This window comes from Pseudomonas fluorescens, from assembly GCF_900636825.1.
Classification (GTDB): Bacteria; Pseudomonadota; Gammaproteobacteria; order Pseudomonadales; family Pseudomonadaceae; genus Aquipseudomonas; species Aquipseudomonas fluorescens_BG.
On record NZ_LR134318.1, the window covers coordinates 1,774,535 to 1,791,748 of the forward strand.

Genomic DNA, 17,214 nt, shown 5'->3' on the forward strand with positions numbered 1-17,214 from the left:
TTCCTTATATAGAAACATCAGGAGTGGTAAATGGCCGATACACGGCGTTGGTTCTGGCTCGGTGGGGTAGTCCTGCTTTGCGCATTTGTCTGGTTGCTGCACCCGATCCTCACGCCGTTCCTGGTCGCGCTGTTGCTGGCGTACCTGTTCGATCCGCTGGTGGATCGCCTGGAGCGCCTCGGTTTGTCACGAACCTGGGGGGTGATCGCGGTGTTTGCCCTGTTCACCCTGATCGTGACCGCGTTGCTATTGGTGCTGGTGCCCATGCTTGCCAAGCAGTTGCTGCGTTTGTACGAACTGGCGCCGCAAATGCTCGACTGGCTGCAGCATTCGGCACTGCCATGGGCGCAGGCGAAGCTCGGCCTTTCGGACGGTTTCTGGAAGTTCGACAAGGTCAAAGCGGCGATCAGCGAGCACATGGGCCAGACCACTGACATTGTCAGCGTGGTGCTGAGTCAGGCGACCGCGTCGAGCCTGGCGCTGATCGGCTGGCTGGCCAATCTGGTATTGATCCCGGTGGTGAGTTTCTACCTGCTGCGTGACTGGGACGTGATGATGGCCAAGATCCGCAGCCTGCTGCCGCGTGATCGTGAGCCCACAATCGTTGCGCTCGCCGGCGAATGCCATGAGGTGCTGGGGGCCTTTGTTCGCGGCCAGTTGTTGGTGATGGTGGCGCTGGGCGTGATTTACGCAGCGGGCTTGATGATCGTCGGGTTGGAACTGGGGCTGTTGATCGGTTTGATTGCGGGTTTGGCGGCGATCGTGCCGTACATGGGGTTCGTGATCGGCATTGGCGCGGCGTTGATTGCCGGGTTGTTCCAGTTTGGTGGCGATCTGTATCCGATGGTCGGAATCGTCGCGGTGTTCATGGTGGGGCAGGCGCTGGAAGGCATGGTGCTGACGCCGCTGCTGGTCGGCGATCGCATCGGTCTGCACCCGGTGGCGGTGATCTTTGCGATTCTGGCGGGCGGCGAACTGTTCGGTTTTACCGGCGTGTTGCTGGCGCTGCCGGTGGCGGCGGTGATCATGGTGCTGGTGCGCCACGTCCATGACTTGTACAAGGACTCTGACATTTATAGTGGCGCCGACGAACCGGAGTTGTGACGGCTAGGGTCCGCCCGGCGGAGCGCCGGGTTGGCCCGGCTCATGCAGGCATTCTTCGCCCGGGCGTGCCAAAGAATCTGTCATAAAACCAATGTGTTAACGCAAACCTTTGATTTTGCTTGGACTCTGTCGCATTGTGCGCTCAGCTTCACGGGTATAAACTTCGCCAACTTTACACAGAGGCCACTAACGGTTCCTTGAGAACTGTTCAGTCAGCATGAAACCGATTCAGCTGCCCCTAGGTGTGCGTCTGCGTGACGACGCCACCTTTATCAACTACTACCCAGGCGCCAATGCCGCTGCACTCGGCTATGTCGAGCGTCTATGCGAAGCCGACGCCGGCTGGACAGAGAGCTTGATTTATCTGTGGGGCAAGCACGGCGTAGGGCGCACGCATCTGTTGCAGGCAGCTTGCCTGCGCTTCGAGCAGATGGGCGAGCCGGCGGTGTATCTGCCGCTGGCCGAGTTGATGGACCGCGGCGTCGAAATCCTCGACAACCTCGAACAGTACGAACTGGTTTGCCTGGATGATCTGCAGGTGATTGCCGGCAAGGCTGACTGGGAAGAGGCGATGTTTCATCTGTTCAACCGCCTGCGTGACAGCGGTCGGCGCTTGTTGATTGCTGCTTCCGTTTCACCGCGTGAGTTGTCTGTGAAGCTGGCCGATTTGAAATCACGTCTGACCATGGCACTGATCTTCCAGATGCGCCCGCTCTCCGATGAAGACAAATTGCGCGCCTTGCAATTGCGCGCGTCGCGCCGTGGTTTGCACCTCACAGATGAAGTCGGACATTTCATTCTGACTCGCGGTACCCGCAGCATGAGTGCGTTGTTCGATCTTCTCGAACAACTCGATCAGGCGTCCTTGCAGGCACAACGCAAACTGACCATTCCCTTCCTAAAAGAAACGCTGGGCTGGTAACGGCGCGGCTTTCAGCGCATTTCGGCATAATTCAGGCGCCAGAAAATCCGCTTTCCCGCGCCATTGCAGGCCGCGTCTCGTCTCAAATGGGCTTGAGCGCTTAGATGTAAACGAGAAACCGGGAAGTCACATAAAGTTCGATTGAATTTGCAAATGGGTCTGATAGCGGGCATAGTCTCGCCTTCTTTACAACTATCAGCCACGGTCGTGCCCATGCTAAAGCGCTTCGCACCCCTCGTGCCTCTCGCACTTGTTACCCTGTTGTTCGGTTGTGCCGCTCATTCTCCAGTTCAAGAGCCGCCTCAGCAGGTAAAAAATTCTGCCACTGCCCAGTCCTCCGTTATTTATCAGGACGAGCTGGACACCGAAAAAGAACTCAACGAATTCAACGGCAGCAAGCCTTATCAGCTTCCTGTTCTGGCCGACAGCATTCTCGAACGCGGCATGTCCCTGATCGGTACCCGCTATCGTTTTGGCGGTACGTCTGAAGCCGGTTTCGACTGCAGCGGCTTTATCGGTTATCTGTTCCGCGAAGAAGCCGGCATGAACCTGCCTCGCTCCACCCGCGAAATGATCAACGTGGACGCGCCGCTGGTCTCGCGCAGCAATCTTGAGCCGGGCGACTTGCTGTTCTTCGCCACTAACGGTCGTCGCGGTCGCGTCAGTCACGCCGGGATCTACCTGGGTGATAACCAGTTCATCCATTCCAGCAGTCGTCGCAGCGGCGGTGTTCGCATCGACAGCCTCGGTGACAGCTACTGGAGCAAGACCTTCATCGAAGCCAAGCGTGCACTCGCCATGGCGCCGACCGTGGTCACCGCTCGCAAATAATCTTCCGATGTCGCCGCGTTCGTGGCGACAAATCGGCCCGGCAACGGAGTAGACCTAAACTTTACAAGGTGAAGTTAAAGTCTTACTTGAAGTTTGCCGCGTAGCCGCTAGAATCCTGAATCTAATTGATGGCAAACCGCCTGCGTGCTGACGCAGGCGGTTTTGTTTCTGTCCACTCGGCAGAGAAAGCCGCAGCCAGATCAGGATGTTCTGCTTATGACGATGTCGGCCCGCCTCACTTTGATCCTTTGTGCCGCGCTGCTCAGCGCCTGCGCCAGTCGCCCGCCACCGCCAGCCCCCGTGGTTCGCGCGCCGATCGTGTTCGGCCCGGCCCAGGCGTTTTCTCCCGTTGCTGAAGACGTGCTGTTCCGCGCACTCGGCCTGGTTGGCACGCCTTATCGCTGGGGCGGCAATACGCCGGATTCGGGTTTCGATTGCAGTGGCCTGATCGGCTTTGTCTACCGCGACGCAGCGGGTATTGCGCTGCCACGCTCAACCCGCGAAATGATCGTCATGCAGGCACCGAATGTTGGCAAGGAAGGCTTGCAGACCGGTGACCTGATTTTCTTCGCCACCAATGGCGGTTCGCAGGTGAGTCACGCGGGCATTTATGTCGGAGAAGGGCGCTTTGTGCATGCGCCGGCCACGGGAGGCACGGTCAAGTTGGACAGCCTGTCGAAGGCGTATTGGCAGAAGGCCTATCTGAGCGCCAAGCGGGTGTTGCAGCCGGGGCAGTTGGCGCATAACCCTTAGATCAAATATTACACAATCCCTGTAGGAGTGAGCCTGCTCGCGATAGCGGTCTTTCAGTCAACAATGATGTCGACTGACAAGGCCTATCGCGAGCAGGCTCACTCCTACAGTTGTCTTGTGTCAGGCGTTAATCATTTGGCGGCCGAAACGCGCCAAACCTTGTTCCCCACATCATCGGCCACCAGCAAGCCACCTTGCTGATCGATCACTACGCCTACCGGGCGGCCCAATGCGTTCTCGTCCTTGTCGAGGAATCCGCTCAACACATCGACCGGTTGCCCAGTCGGCTTACCGCCGCTGAACGGCACGAAAATCACTTTGTAGCCGCTGTGCGGTTTGCGGTTCCAGGAACCGTGCTGGCCAATAAATGCGCCTTCCTTGAATTGCGCCGGCAGGCTGTTGCCCTCGGCGAAGGTCAGGCCCAGAGACGCGGTGTGCGGGCCGACGGCGTAATCCGGAACGATCGCTTTGGCGACCAGGTCGAGATTCTGCGGTTTGACCCGCACATCGACGTGCTGCCCGTAATAGCTGAAAGGCCAGCCATAGAAACCGCCGTCCTTCACCGACGTGATGTAGTCCGGCACCAGATCGCTGCCGATCTCGTCGCGCTCGTTGACCGCTGTCCACAGTGCGCCAGTTGTCGGTTCCCAAGCGAGGCCGTTGGGGTTGCGGATGCCTGAGGCGAAAATTCGATGATTGCCGGTCGCGCGATCGACTTCCCAGATCGCCGCGCGACCTTCTTCCTGGTCCAGACCGTTTTCGCCGACGTTGCTGTTCGAGCCGACCGTGACGTACAGCTTGTTGCCGTCCTTGCTGGCGATGACGTTTTTGGTCCAGTGATGGTTCAGCGTGCCCCCGGGCAAGTCGACGACTTTGATCGGCTGGGTTTTTATCTCGGTCGCGCCGGGCTCGTAGTTGAAGCGCAGCAGGCGGTCGGTGTCGGCCACATACAGATCGTTGCCGACCAGCGTCATGCCGAACGGAGAGTTGAGATTCTGCAGAAATACCGTGCGGGTTTCTGCCACGCCATCGTGGTCGGCGTCGCGCAGCAGGGTGATGCGATTCGCGCTCGGCACGCCGGCCCCGGCCTTGCCCATGACTTTCTTCATCACCCAGCCCTTGATGCCTTTGCTGTCATCCGGTTTCGGCGGGGCGTTGGTTTCCGCCACCAGCACATCGCCGTTCGGCAGCACATACAGCCAGCGCGGGTGATCGAGGCCGTCGGCAAATGCCGCCACCTGAGTACCGGCAACCGCGGTCGGTTTGCCGCCCTCGGGCCAGCCGACCGCAGGGGCGATATTCACCGTCGGGATCAGCGTCTTGTTCGGTTCAGGCAGTTTCGGCGCCGGTCCGGTACCGTCGGAAACTTGCAGGCTAGAGGTCTCACCGCAGGCGGCGAGCCCTCCGGCGAGGGCGATGACGAAAACGAGTTGGGGCTTGCGCATTGCTGATCTTCCCTATGAATGCATTCCTAATCATAGAGGAGAGGGCGAGCCCGATGGTTCAACCTCAGCCGCGGGCTTCCTTGAACAATACGGCGATACCCGGATGATAATGGCCAGCCTCGCTGCGCAACTTGCGGTAGGCGTAGGGGAAATACCAGGCCACGGCGCAGGTGTGTTCCTTTTGCAGATCGTCGACCATGTCCTGCAACTCTTCGGGGCTGGCGCTGTGCTGGGCCTTTTGCGGGGCGATGAACAGGCAGCCGAGTTTTAGATCGCTGGCAAAACCGATGCGCTTGGCATCGCTGGTGATGTCTAGCAAGGCTTGCGTCAGGTTGAGGTTGTTCACCTTTGGCCAGCGTTGTGTGGCCTGAATGTAGGCTCGATCTTCAGCGCTGGCGAGGAACAGATCTGCCCGTGCGTTACGCTCGCCTTCTTCGGTCTGTTTGCGCGTCGGCGTGTCGTTGAGGGTCACCAGCTCGGCCATCCATGCTGCCGCTGTGAGCAGGCCGAGATTGGCTTTCTCGTCGTGCCAGTAAGGCGTGTCGCTGTCACCGCGCACGGCGTTGTAGCGGTCGATACAGTCAAACCAGCGTTCAAGCACCGGGCGCAGGAATTCCAGGCGCGGGTTGCTGATGATCATGCCTTGCATCGTCATCATCCTTCTTATTGTTGTGGTGGGCTTTTTGTGAAAAGCATGGCTCTTTGATATCACTTGTCGCAGTGTGGCACAAGAAACGCGCGTGATAATTGATCGCCGGCAGTTATTCGCCTGCTGGCTGCCTCTTTAATTGACGCTCCACCCCCAACCCTCTAACCTTCGCCGCTTGTTTCAGGTGCTCTGTGACTTGCGTCGACAGAGTGAAACAGGGAAGCCGGTGAGGGTTGTGTTCGTTTCACGAACCGCCACGATCCCGGCGCTGCCCCCGCAACGGTAAATGAGTGAAAACTGCGCCTTGAGCCACTGCCTCGAAAGAAGCGGGAAGGCGCGCAGTCTGGCGAAGCGCCGCTCATGAGCCCGGAGACCGGCCTGATCCATCCAGCGGCATCACGGTGGGCGATGCCAGGCTTTTTGCCGTCTATTCTTGTGCCCGCCCGCCGTTATCCAGCCTCAACGGAGAGCTCCCCATGACTGATTCCCCCGAGCGTGACGAACGCCATCTGGCGCGCATGCAGCGCAAAAAAGCCGTGATCGACGAACGCATTGCCAACTCCCCCGATGAGTGCGGTCTGGTGCTGGTGTTGACCGGCAATGGCAAAGGCAAGAGCAGCTCCGCGTTCGGCATGCTCGCGCGCGCCATGGGCCACGGCATGCAGTGCGGCGTGGTGCAGTTCATCAAGGGCCGCAACAGCACTGGCGAAGAGTTGTTTTTCCGGCGTTTTCCCGAGCAGGTGCGCTTTCATGTGATGGGCGAGGGTTTCACCTGGGAAACCCAGGACCGTCAACGCGACATCGCCGCTGCGACCGCCGCTTGGGAAGTTTCCCGCGAGCTGCTGCGCGATCCGTCGATCGGCCTGGTGGTGCTAGATGAACTGAACATCGCCCTCAAGCACGGCTACCTCGATCTCGATCAGGTGCTCAGCGATTTGCAGGCGCGTCCGCCGATGCAGCATGTGGTCGTCACCGGTCGCGGCGCCAAGCCGGAAATGATCGAGATGGGCGACACGGTCACCGAAATGGGCATGCTCAAACATGCGTTCCAGGCCGGCATCAAAGCGCAGAAAGGCGTCGAACTTTGAATCAGCCACGTCACTGCCCGGCGGTACTCATCGCCGCGCCGGCCTCCGGTCAGGGCAAGACTACCGTCACCGCCGCGCTCGCCCGTTTGCATCGCAATCAGGGGCGCAAGGTGCGGGTGTTCAAATGCGGTCCGGACTTTCTCGATCCGATGATTCTCGAGCGTGCCAGCGGTGCGCCGGTTTATCAGTTGGACATGTGGATGGTCGGTGAGCAGGAAAGCCGCCGGCTGTTGTGGGAAGCTGCTGCCGAGGCCGATCTGATTCTCATCGAAGGCGTGATGGGGCTGTTCGACGGCACGCCTTCGAGTGCTGATCTGGCGCGGCATTTTGGGGTGCCGGTGCTCGGCGTCATCGATGGCACTGCGATGGCGCAGACCTTTGGAGCACTGGCGCTGGGGTTGGCGAAGTATCAGCCGGATTTGCCGTTCGCTGGCGTGCTGGCCAATCGCGTCGGCACTTTGCGCCATGCGCAATTGCTCGAAGGCAGCCTCACCGAAGGTTTGCGTTGGTACGGCGCGTTGTCCCGCGAGACCGGCATCGAATTGCCGAGCCGTCACCTCGGGCTGGTGCAAGCCAGCGAATTGCTTGACCTCGATGTGCGTCTCGATGCCGCCGCCGATGCTCTCGCCAGCAGTTGCGAGGTCGCGCTGCCGCCGGCCGTTGAATTCGCCGCGCCGGATGTCATCGCTGCACAGCCGTTGTTGAGCGGCGTGCGCATCGCCGTCGCCCGCGACGAGGCGTTCGCCTTCACTTACGGCGCCAGCCTCGATCTGCTGCGGGCGATGGGCGCCGAGTTGAGCTTCTTCTCGCCGATCCGCGATACGCAATTGCCGGAGGCAGACAGCCTGTATCTGCCGGGCGGTTACCCGGAATTGCATCACGTCGCGTTGTCGCAGAACACCGCGATGCTTGCAGCGATCCGCGCGCACCATGCGGCGGGCAAACCGTTGCTCGCTGAATGCGGCGGGATGCTTTATTTGCTTGATTCGCTGACTGATGTCGAAGGCACCCGTGCTGAGCTGGTCGGTTTGCTCAAGGGCGATGCGGTGATGCAGAAACGTCTGGCGGCGCTGGCGTTGCAGGCGGTTGAACTGCCGGAAGGCTCGCTGCGGGGGCACACCTATCATCATTCGTTGACGACGACTGAACTGACGCCGATTGCCCGTGGACTGAGCCCGAATGGCGGGCGTGGTGCTGAGGCGGTTTATCGCGAAGGGCGGATGACGGCTTCTTATGTGCACTTTTATTTTCCGTCGAATCCTGTGGCTGTCGCTGCGCTGTTTGCGCCCGGCCTTGAGACCGCCATCGCTGGCAAGCCAGCTCCCACAGGGGATTGCGTTTCGTCAGGTATTGCACCGCCCACTGTGGGAGCTGGCTTGCCAGCGATGGGGCCATGACCGACAACACTTTCTCCGCAGCCGAACGCGCAGCGGTCTACAAAGCCATCGCCGAACGTCGCGACATGCGCCACTTCACCGGCGGCAGCGTCGAGCCCGACTTGCTGCGCCGCTTACTTGAGGCTGCTCATCAAGCGCCAAGCGTCGGCCTGATGCAGCCGTGGCGTTTCATTCGCATCAGCGACCGCGCTTTGCGCGGGCAGATTCAGCAACTCGTCGAAGAAGAACGCATCCGCACCGCCGAAGCCCTCGGCGAGCGTAGCGATGAGTTCATGAAGCTCAAGGTCGAGGGCATCCATGACTGCGCCGAAGTGTTGGTCGCCGCGTTGATGGACGATCGCGAAAAACACATCTTCGGTCGCCGCACGCTGCCGGAAATGGACATGGCGTCGTTGTCCTGCGCCATCCAGAATTTATGGCTGGCGTCCCGCGCCGAAGGCTTGGGCATGGGCTGGGTCTCGCTGTTCGAACCGCAAGCGCTGGCCGATCTGCTGAAGTTGCCAGCGGGTGCCAAGCCGCTCGCGGTTCTGTGCCTGGGCCCGGTCAAGGAATTCTATCCGGCGCCGATGCTGGTACTCGAAGGGTGGGCGCAGGCGCGTCCGCTCAATGAGTTGCTGTACGAAAATTATTGGGGAGTGAGTCAATGAGTGTGGCGTTGTTGAGTGTCGCCGCGGTGGCGCTGGATGCGCTGCTCGGTGAACCGAAACGCTGGCATCCGCTGGTGGCGTTCGGCAATTTCGCCGGGCGCATCGAGCGACGTTTCAACGCCGCTGGCCGTGGTTGGCGCAGTCATGGCGTCACCGCTTGGGTGCTCGCGGTGCTGCCGCTGACCTTGCTCGCCACCGCGCTTTCGTGGGCGCCTTACGTCGGCTGGGTCGTCGAGATTCTCGCGCTGTATTGCGCTCTCGGCATGCGCAGCCTCGGTGAGCATGTTGCGCCAGTGGCCGCGGCGTTGCGCGCCGATGATCTCGACGAAGCGCGCCGGCGTGTCGGTTATCTGGTCAGTCGCCAGACCGACGAACTCGACAGCACCGCCGTCGCCCGCGCCGCCACCGAATCGGTGCTGGAGAACGGCAGCGATGCGGTGTTCGCCGCGCTGTTCTGGTTTGTTGTGGCCGGTGCACCCGGCGTGGTGCTCTATCGCTTGAGCAATACGCTCGATGCGATGTGGGGTTATCGCAACGAACGTTTCGAGCGCTTCGGCTGGGCGGCGGCGAAAATCGACGACGTGCTCAACTATATTCCTGCGCGGTTGGTGGCATTGACTTACGCGTTGCTGGGCCAGACCCGACTCGCGTGGAAATGCTGGCGGACTCAGGCGCCGAAATGGGACAGCCCCAACGCCGGCCCGGTGATGGCGGCAGGCGCCGGTGCACTGGGCGTAGAGTTGGGTGGCCCGGCGATTTATCACGGCGAATTGCATGAGCGCCCGCAGCTCGGCGAAGGCGCTCCGGCCGACGCCGATTCCATCGACCGCGGCTGGCAATTGGTTCAGCGCGGCGTATGGTTATGGCTGCTGATTCTCTGCGTGGGAGCTGAATTTTATGCTTGAACACGGTGGCCGGTTGCGCAAGGCTGCACGCGATTACGGTATCGCCGAGACCGACTGGCTCGACCTCTCCAGCGGACTGGCGCCGTGGCCATTTCCGATTCCGCAAATCCCCTTGCGCGCCTGGGCCCGTTTGCCCGAAGCCGACGACGGTCTGGAGCAGGCCGCTTGCGATTACTACGGCGCCACGCAAGTGCTGCCAGTGGCGGGTTCGCAAATGGCCATTCAGTTACTGCCGCGTTTGCGCCGCGCCGGCAAGGTCGGCGTGCTGTCGCCATGCTATGCCGAACACGCCGAAGCCTGGCGTCGCAACGGTTACATCGTTCGTGAAGTGCTGGAACAGGAAGTCGAATTCTTTCTCGACAGCCTCGACGTGCTGGTCGTGGTCAACCCCAATAACCCGACCGGCCTGAGTCTGAGCCCGGCGCTGCTGCTTGACTGGCACGCCCGTTTGGCACAGCGCGGCGGCTGGCTGGTGGTCGACGAAGCGTTCATGGACAACACGCCGCATCTCAGCGTGGCCGCTCACGCCCATCAGGTCGGTTTGATCGTCTTGCGCTCGTTCGGCAAGTTTTTCGGTCTGGCCGGTGTGCGCCTGGGCTTTGTCGTGGCTGAGCGCAAGTTGCTCCGATTGCTGGCCGAACAGGTTGGGCCGTGGGCGGTGAGTGGACCGACGCGGGTGCTCGGTCAGGCCTGTCTGCAAGACACGGCAAACCACGCGCGCCAGCGCATTCGCAGCGATGCCGCGAGCGAACGGCTCGCGGCGCTGCTTGAGCGTCATGGTTTCAAACCGCAGGGCGGATGTGCGCTGTTTCAATGGCTGATCACCGATCATGCGCAAGCGCTGCACGAATTCATGGCGCGGCGCGGCATTCTCCTGCGGCTGTTCACGCACAACAGCAGCCTGCGCTTCGGCCTGCCTGCTGACGCAACCGAAGAAGCGCGGCTCGAATCCGCTTTAACCGCTTTCACCAAGGACAACCCATGACCACCCTGATGGTGCAGGGCACCACTTCCGACGCCGGCAAAAGCACGCTGGTGACCGCGCTGTGCCGCTGGGCCACCCGTCAGGGCGTGGCGGTCGTGCCCTTCAAGCCGCAGAACATGGCGCTCAACAGCGCGGTCACGGCGGACGGCGGCGAGATCGGGCGCGCTCAAGCGGTGCAGGCGCAAGCGGCGTTCCTCGAACCGCACACCGACATGAACCCGGTGCTGCTCAAGCCGAACAGCGACACCGGCGCGCAAGTGATCATCCATGGTCGCGCGGTGACGTCGATGAATGCCGTGGCGTATCACGATTACAAAGCCATCGCGATGAAGGCTGTTCTGGCTTCACACCAGCGACTCAGCGCTGCATATCCGTTGGTGATGGTTGAAGGCGCCGGCTCGCCGGCGGAAATCAATCTGCGCGCCGGCGACATCGCCAACATGGGCTTCGCGGAAGCGGTGGATTGCCCGGTGGTGTTGATCGCCGACATCAATCGCGGCGGAGTTTTCGCCCATCTGGTCGGCACCCTGGAGCTGCTCTCGCCAAGTGAACAGGCGCGAGTCAAAGGCTTCATCATCAATCGTTTTCGTGGCGACATCGCTTTGCTGCAACCGGGGCTTGATTGGTTGGAAGCACGCACCGGTAAACCGGTCGTTGGTGTGCTGCCGTATGTGCTGGATCTGCATCTGGAGGCCGAGGACGGCATCGATCAACGGCAGATCGACAAGGCTGATCGCGTGCTGAAAGTGGTGGTGCCAGTGCTGCCGCGCATCAGCAATCACACTGACTTCGATCCGCTGCGCCTGCATCCGCAGGTTGATCTGCAATTCGTCGGGCCGGGGCAGGCGATTCCGTGCGCTGACCTGCTCATCTTGCCCGGCTCGAAAAGCGTGCGCAGCGACCTGGCATATCTGCGGGCGAATGGCTGGGAAGCGGCGCTCAACCGGCATTTGCGCTACGGCGGTAAAGTCCTGGGGATTTGCGGCGGTCTGCAAATGCTCGGCGAGCAGGTGCATGACCCGCTCGGGCTCGAAGGCGCCCCCGGCTCAAGCGCTGGCCTGGGTTTGCTGGCCTTCGAGACGCAACTGGAAGCCGACAAGCAACTGCGCAACGTGCGCGGGCGGCTGGCGTTGGAAAATGCTGAAGTCAGCGGCTATGAGATTCATGCCGGCGTGACCACGGGAGCGGGGTTGGAAAATCCGGCGGTGCATCTCGACGACGGTCGTTGCGACGGCGCGCAAAGTGCCGATGGCCAGGTGTTCGGCACCTATTTGCATGGCTTGTTCGAATCGCCGCAAGCCAGTGCGGCATTGTTGCGCTGGGCCGGGTTGAGCGAGGTGCAGGAAGTGGATTACCACGGCTTGCGCGAGCGTGATATCGAACGGTTGGCGGATCTGGTGGAGAAGCATTTGGATACCGATCTGCTGCGTCAGCTCTGTGGGATTTGAGGTGGATTCATCGCTAGCAGGGCTAGCTCCCACAGGAAATCGAGTCGTACACAAACTCATGACCTACTGAAGTCCACTGTGGGAGCTAGCCCTGCTAGCGATGACTGCGGTCGCCACACCGTATATTTACAGGATGACCCCATGCTCCAACTGATCCTCGGCGGCGCCCGCTCCGGCAAAAGCCGTCTGGCGGAAAAACTCGCCAGCGAAAGCAACCTCTCGGTTACCTACATCGCCACCAGCCAAGCGCTCGATGGCGAGATGAGCGACCGCGTCGCCCAGCACCGCGCCCGTCGTCCAGCCGAGTGGGCACTGATCGAAGAACCCCTGGAGCTGGCCCGTGTGCTGCGCGAATCCGCGCGTGCCGAGCGCTGCCTGCTGGTCGATTGCCTGACCCTGTGGCTGACCAATCTATTGATGCTTAACGATGCCGAACGCCTCGCCAGCGAACGCGATGCGTTGCTCGAATGCCTGGCTGTGCTGCCGGGTGAAATCATTTTTGTCAGCAACGAAACCGGAATGGGCGTCGTGCCGCTGGGCGAATTGACTCGCCGCTACGTTGATGAGGCCGGTTGGCTGCATCAAGCTCTGGCCGAGCGTTGTCAGCGTGTCGTGCTGACCGTCGCCGGCCTGCCCCTGACTTTGAAAGGACCTGCGTTATGAGCCGAACCTGGTGGCTGAACCCGTGCAAACCGGTGAACGCCGATGTTGTTGAGCAAGCCGCTGCGCGCCAGTTGCAACTGACCAAACCGGCCGGTTCGCTGGGGCAACTGGAGTCGGTGGCGGTGCAATTGGCGGGTCTGCAAGGGCAGCTCAAGCCGACGCTCGACCAGCTCTGGATCGCGATTTTCGCCGGCGATCATGGCGTGGTTGCGGAAGGCGTTTCGGCGTTCCCGCAGGAAGTCACCGGGCAGATGCTGCACAACTTCGTCAGCGGCGGCGCGGCGATCAGCGTGCTCGCACGTCAGCTTGGCGCGCAGCTGGAAGTGGTCGATCTGGGCACCGTGACACCGACACTGAACCTGCCAGGCGTACGTCACTTGAACATCGGTCCCGGCACAGCGAATTTCCTATACGGCGCGGCGATGACGCCGGCGCAGGGTGAACTGGCGTTGCAGGCCGGCCGCGACAGCGTGTTGCGCGCGAAAGCGGCCGGTGCGCAGTTGTTCATTGGCGGTGAAATGGGCATCGGCAATACCACGGCCGCAAGTGCGCTGGCGTGTGCTTTGCTCGATTGCCCGGTGACGCACCTTACAGGCCCGGGCACGGGATTGAATGCCGACGGCGTCAGTCACAAAGCGCAGGTGATCGAACGCGCACTGGCATTGCACGCTGCACAACGCGGTGATCCGTTGCAGACGCTGTTCAATCTCGGCGGCTTCGAAATTGCGGCGCTGGTCGGAGGCTATCTGGCCTGCGCTCAGGAAGGCGTGGCGGTGCTGGTCGACGGCTTTATCTGCACGGTCGCGGCGCTGGTGGCGGTGCGCCTGAATCCGGCTTGCCGCGCGTGGCTGCTGTATGGCCACCGTGGCGCTGAGCCAGGTCATCGGCATGTGCTGGAAACCCTTCAGGCCCAGCCATTGCTCGACCTTGGCCTGCGTTTGGGCGAGGGCAGCGGCGCGGCGCTGGCCGTGCCTTTGCTGCGTCTGGCGTGTGATCTGCACGGCCAGATGGCGACGTTCGCTGAAGCGGCGGTAGCGGATCGTCCGGCATGAATTTGCGACTGGATCTGCTGCGGCACGGCGAGACTGAACTGGGCGGCGGTCTGCGCGGCAGTCTCGATGATGCGCTGACGGAGAACGGTTGGCGTCAGATGCGTGCAGCAGTGGCTGAGGGCGGGCCGTGGGATCGCATCGTCAGCTCGCCGTTGCAGCGCTGTGCGCGGTTCGCTGCCGAACTCGGTGAACGACTGAATCTGTCCGTGCATCTCGACAAGGATTTGCAGGAGCTGCATTTCGGCTCGTGGGAAGGGCAGAGCGCGGCGGCGTTGATGGAAACGGATGCCGAGGCGCTGGGGCTGTTCTGGGCTGATCCGTATGCGTTTACGCCGCCACAGGGCGAACAGGTTGGTGATTTTTCCCGCCGCGTTCTGGCAGCGGTTGCGCGTTTGCACAGCGTCTACGCCGGTGAGCGGGTGTTGCTGGTCAGCCACGGCGGCGTGATGCGGTTGCTGCTGGCACAGGCGCGAGGTTTACCGCGCGAGCAATTGCTCAATGTCGAGGTCGGGCACGGCGCAATGTTTGCGCTGACAGTCGAGGCGGATGGCTCGCTCAAGGAAGGTTACTGACATGTTGCCGCTGTGGATCGCCCTGCAATTTCTCAGCAGTTTGCCGATTCGTCTGCCAGGAATGCCGGAGCCGGAGCAACTCGGGCGTTCGCTCCTGTTCTATCCGCTGGTGGGGTTGCTGTTCGGCCTGCTGCTGTGGGCGTTGAATCTGGTATTGGCGGGCGCGCCTTTGTTGTTGCATGCGGCGTTGTTGCTGACAGTCTGGGTGGTGCTCGGCGGCGCTATGCACCTTGATGGTCTGGCCGACAGCGCCGATGCCTGGCTCGGCGGTTTCGGCGATCGCGAGCGCACGCTGTTGATCATGAAAGACCCGCGCAGCGGTCCGATTGCGGTGGTCACGCTGGTGCTGGTGCTGCTGCTCAAATTTGCGGCGCTGCTGGCGCTGATCGAGCAGGGTCACGCCGTTGTGTTGATCATTGTGCCGGTGCTCGGGCGGGCGGCGCTGTTGGGTCTGTTTCTGACCACACCCTATGTTCGTGCGGGCGGGTTGGGGCAGGCGTTGGCGGATCATTTGCCGCGCAAGACTGGCTGGCAGGTGCTTGGGGCGAGTGCGCTGGGCTGCTTGTTGATTGCCGGGGTTCACGCGGTCGTGGCGCTGGTGATTTCGCTCGCAGTGTTTGTCTGGCTGCGTAGGGTGATGATGCGGCGGCTGGGCGGGACAACGGGTGATACGGCGGGGGCGTTGCTGGAGCTGTTGGAAATGGGGGTGATGGTGGGGTTGGCGCTGGTCTGACAGACTTTTGCTGACTGAGGTGGCCCCATCGCTGGCAAGCCAGCTCCCACAATGATTTTGGGTGGATGCAGATTTTGTGGACTCCTCAAATCCCTGTGGGAGCTGGCTTGCCAGCGATAGCCCAATATTCTTGGGTAAATTCATCTGTAACTTGATTTAACACAGTCGCGGGTATATACACGCATCATGCTTTCTTCTCAGTGTTTGTGTACCAACCTGCGTCGCGCCGCGCGTGGCGTCAGCAGGCATTACGACGGCGCCCTCGATGGCTTCGGGATCAACGTTGCGCAGTATTCTTTGCTGTGCAACTTGCAGCGTCTGGATCAGCCCAGCATTTCGGAACTGGCTGAAGCCATGGGCCTGGATCGCAGCACCCTCGGGCGCAATTTGCGCGTGCTTGAAGGCGAGCGGCTGGTGACGCTGGCGGAGGGCGAGGACATGCGCAACCGCATCGTTCGGCTCACCGAAACCGGGGCGCAGCGTCTGGCGGCGGCATTGCCGGCCTGGGAGGCGGCGCAGCAACGGTTGATCGACCGCCTCGGCGCCGAGAAACGCGAAACCTTGCTCAGACTGCTGGATGAACTGGCCTGAGGCCGGTTTTTTCCAAACTCAAGCGGGTATATACCCGCAAGCGGAGAATAATAATGACATCGATGTGGCGTACGTGCGGATGGGTTTTGCTGGGAAGTGCGCTGATCCTGGCGCTGTCGTTGGGCGTGCGGCACGGTTTCGGGTTGTTTCTGTCGCCGATGAGCGCGCGGTTCGGCTGGGGTCGTGAGGTATTCGCCTTTGCCATCGCCCTGCAGAACCTGATCTGGGGCCTGGCCCAGCCTTTCACCGGCGCCTTGGCTGACCGTTTCGGCGCCGCTAAAGTCGTGCTGATCGGCGGCGTGCTCTACGCCGTGGGGCTGGTGTGCATGGGCTTGTCGGATTCGGCGGTAACGCTGTCGCTAAGCGCCGGTCTGCTGATCGGCATCGGCCTGTCCGGCACATCGTTTTCGGTCATTCTCGGCGTCGTTGGTCGCGCGGTGCCACCGGAAAAACGCAGCATGGGCATGGGCATTGCCAGCGCCGCCGGTTCGTTCGGTCAGTTCGCGATGCTGCCGGGTACGCTTGGTCTGATCGGCTGGCTCGGCTGGTCGGCCGCACTTCTGGTGCTGGGCCTGCTGGTGGCACTGATTGTGCCGTTGGTGAGCATGCTCAAGGACAAACCGCTGCCAGTGCTCGGCCATGAACAAACGCTGTCCGAGGCGCTGCGCGAAGCCTGCTCACATTCGGGTTTCTGGCTGCTGGCGTTCGGTTTTTTTGTCTGCGGTTTCCAGGTGGTGTTCATCGGTGTGCATCTGCCGGCGTATCTGGTCGATCAGCACTTGCCGGCGAGCGTCGGCACCACCGTGCTGGCGCTGATCGGGCTGTTCAATATCTTCGGTACTTATACGGCGGGATGGCTTGGCGGGCGGATGTCCAAGCCGCGTCTGCTGACTGGTTTGTACCTGCTGCGTGCGGTGGTGATTGCGCTGTTCCTGTGGCTGCCGGTGACGACCACCTCGGCTTATCTGTTCGGCATGGCCATGGGCTTTTTGTGGCTGTCGACGGTGCCGTTGACCAACGGTACCGTGGCCACCTTGTTCGGCGTGCGCAATTTGTCCATGCTCGGCGGTATCGTGTTCCTGTTTCATCAGCTCGGTTCGTTTCTCGGCGGCTGGTTGGGCGGGGTGGTGTATGACCGAACCGGGAGTTATGACTTGATCTGGCAAGTGGCGATTCTTCTGAGCCTGCTGGCGGCGGCGTTGAACTGGCCGGTGCGTGAGCTTCCAGTGGCGCGCCTGCAGACCAGTGCGAGCGCCGCATGAGTCGATTTTGGCCGCGTCTTGCCATCACCGCATTCGGCGCCGTTGTGCTGGCGTTAGTCTGGTGGGGCTGGCAGCGCGGCGGCCTGGCTTTGATGCAGTTGGGCATGAGCATTTGCTAGAAGCGGGCGTGGCGAGTAACGTCGAAGTCTGACGACTGCTCAAGGATG

Annotated in this window: 19 protein-coding genes and 1 riboswitch; of the genes, 17 read left to right on the forward strand and 2 right to left on the reverse strand. The window is 61.5% G+C overall.

Annotation, left to right across the window (positions count from 1 at the left end; translation table 11 throughout):
• The first annotated feature begins 30 nt into the window (after positions 1-30).
• From EL257_RS08150 to EL257_RS08165, 4 genes are all read left to right on the forward strand, one after another.
• Positions 31-1,104 carry an AI-2E family transporter gene (locus tag EL257_RS08150; RefSeq protein ID WP_126361429.1) on the forward strand — a complete coding sequence of 358 codons (1,074 nt, stop codon included), beginning with the start codon at positions 31-33 and terminating at the stop codon, positions 1,102-1,104.
• 217 nt (positions 1,105-1,321) lie between these two features.
• Positions 1,322-2,026, forward strand: a complete 705-nt coding sequence (gene hda / locus EL257_RS08155) for a DnaA regulatory inactivator Hda (protein ID WP_126361432.1) — start codon at positions 1,322-1,324, stop codon at positions 2,024-2,026.
• 213 nt (positions 2,027-2,239) lie between these two features.
• Positions 2,240-2,857: a C40 family peptidase gene (locus EL257_RS08160; RefSeq protein WP_126361435.1), complete on the forward strand. Its 618-nt coding sequence runs from the start codon at positions 2,240-2,242 to the stop codon at positions 2,855-2,857.
• Between the two features lie 216 nt (positions 2,858-3,073).
• Entirely contained in the window at positions 3,074-3,610 is a 537-nt protein-coding gene (locus EL257_RS08165; RefSeq protein WP_126361438.1) for a C40 family peptidase, read from the forward strand.
• Between the two features lie 131 nt (positions 3,611-3,741).
• On the opposite strand, the gene EL257_RS08170 is transcribed toward EL257_RS08165, so the two are convergent.
• Positions 3,742-5,055 carry a PQQ-dependent sugar dehydrogenase gene (locus tag EL257_RS08170; RefSeq protein WP_126361441.1) on the reverse strand — a complete coding sequence of 438 codons (1,314 nt, stop codon included), beginning with the start codon at positions 5,053-5,055 and terminating at the stop codon, positions 3,742-3,744.
• A gap of 64 nt (positions 5,056-5,119) precedes the next feature.
• Positions 5,120-5,704 carry a hypothetical protein gene (locus tag EL257_RS08175; RefSeq protein ID WP_126361444.1) on the reverse strand — a complete coding sequence of 195 codons (585 nt, stop codon included), beginning with the start codon at positions 5,702-5,704 and terminating at the stop codon, positions 5,120-5,122.
• 165 nt (positions 5,705-5,869) lie between these two features.
• Positions 5,870-6,101: riboswitch (cobalamin riboswitch) on the forward strand.
• Positions 6,102-6,180: 79 nt separating this feature from the next.
• Between EL257_RS08175 and cobO the strand changes: the two genes are divergently transcribed.
• The 13 genes from cobO (at position 6,181) to EL257_RS28200 (ending at position 17,166) form a co-directional block, all read left to right on the forward strand.
• Positions 6,181-6,792: a cob(I)yrinic acid a,c-diamide adenosyltransferase gene (gene cobO / locus EL257_RS08180; protein WP_016773703.1), complete on the forward strand. Its 612-nt coding sequence runs from the start codon at positions 6,181-6,183 to the stop codon at positions 6,790-6,792.
• Positions 6,789-8,189 carry a cobyrinate a,c-diamide synthase gene (locus tag EL257_RS08185; protein ID WP_126361447.1) on the forward strand — a complete coding sequence of 467 codons (1,401 nt, stop codon included), beginning with the start codon at positions 6,789-6,791 and terminating at the stop codon, positions 8,187-8,189. The genes cobO and EL257_RS08185 overlap by 4 nt, the downstream gene beginning before the upstream one ends.
• Positions 8,186-8,836: a 5,6-dimethylbenzimidazole synthase gene (gene bluB / locus EL257_RS08190; protein WP_126361451.1), complete on the forward strand. Its 651-nt coding sequence runs from the start codon at positions 8,186-8,188 to the stop codon at positions 8,834-8,836. The genes EL257_RS08185 and bluB overlap by 4 nt, the downstream gene beginning before the upstream one ends.
• Complete coding sequence (cbiB, locus tag EL257_RS08195) at positions 8,833-9,741, forward strand: adenosylcobinamide-phosphate synthase CbiB (protein ID WP_126361454.1); 909 nt, start codon at positions 8,833-8,835, stop codon at positions 9,739-9,741. Before bluB ends, cbiB begins: the two co-directional genes overlap by 4 nt.
• Positions 9,734-10,726, forward strand: a complete 993-nt coding sequence (cobD, locus tag EL257_RS08200; RefSeq protein ID WP_126361458.1) for a threonine-phosphate decarboxylase CobD — start codon at positions 9,734-9,736, stop codon at positions 10,724-10,726. The genes cbiB and cobD overlap by 8 nt, the downstream gene beginning before the upstream one ends.
• A complete protein-coding gene (locus EL257_RS08205; protein ID WP_126361460.1) occupies positions 10,723-12,174 on the forward strand; it encodes a cobyric acid synthase in 1,452 nt (483 codons plus the stop codon). The genes cobD and EL257_RS08205 overlap by 4 nt, the downstream gene beginning before the upstream one ends.
• A gap of 141 nt (positions 12,175-12,315) precedes the next feature.
• Complete coding sequence (cobU, locus tag EL257_RS08210; RefSeq protein ID WP_126361463.1) at positions 12,316-12,837, forward strand: bifunctional adenosylcobinamide kinase/adenosylcobinamide-phosphate guanylyltransferase; 522 nt, start codon at positions 12,316-12,318, stop codon at positions 12,835-12,837.
• Positions 12,834-13,889, forward strand: a complete 1,056-nt coding sequence (gene cobT, locus EL257_RS08215) for a nicotinate-nucleotide--dimethylbenzimidazole phosphoribosyltransferase (RefSeq protein WP_126361466.1) — start codon at positions 12,834-12,836, stop codon at positions 13,887-13,889. The genes cobU and cobT overlap by 4 nt, the downstream gene beginning before the upstream one ends.
• On the forward strand, positions 13,886-14,461 hold the full coding sequence (cobC, locus tag EL257_RS08220) for an alpha-ribazole phosphatase family protein (RefSeq protein ID WP_126361470.1): 576 nt from the start codon (positions 13,886-13,888) through the stop codon (positions 14,459-14,461). The genes cobT and cobC overlap by 4 nt, the downstream gene beginning before the upstream one ends.
• Position 14,462: 1 nt before the next feature.
• Positions 14,463-15,194, forward strand: a complete 732-nt coding sequence (locus EL257_RS08225) for an adenosylcobinamide-GDP ribazoletransferase (RefSeq protein WP_126361472.1) — start codon at positions 14,463-14,465, stop codon at positions 15,192-15,194.
• A gap of 186 nt (positions 15,195-15,380) precedes the next feature.
• A complete protein-coding gene (locus EL257_RS08230; protein ID WP_126361475.1) occupies positions 15,381-15,785 on the forward strand; it encodes a MarR family winged helix-turn-helix transcriptional regulator in 405 nt (134 codons plus the stop codon).
• A gap of 53 nt (positions 15,786-15,838) precedes the next feature.
• Positions 15,839-17,047, forward strand: coding sequence for an MFS transporter (locus tag EL257_RS08235; RefSeq protein WP_126361478.1), 1,209 nt, complete (start codon positions 15,839-15,841; stop codon positions 17,045-17,047).
• Positions 17,044-17,166: a hypothetical protein gene (locus EL257_RS28200; RefSeq protein WP_269471994.1), complete on the forward strand. Its 123-nt coding sequence runs from the start codon at positions 17,044-17,046 to the stop codon at positions 17,164-17,166. The genes EL257_RS08235 and EL257_RS28200 overlap by 4 nt, the downstream gene beginning before the upstream one ends.
• Positions 17,167-17,214: the final 48 nt, after the last annotated feature.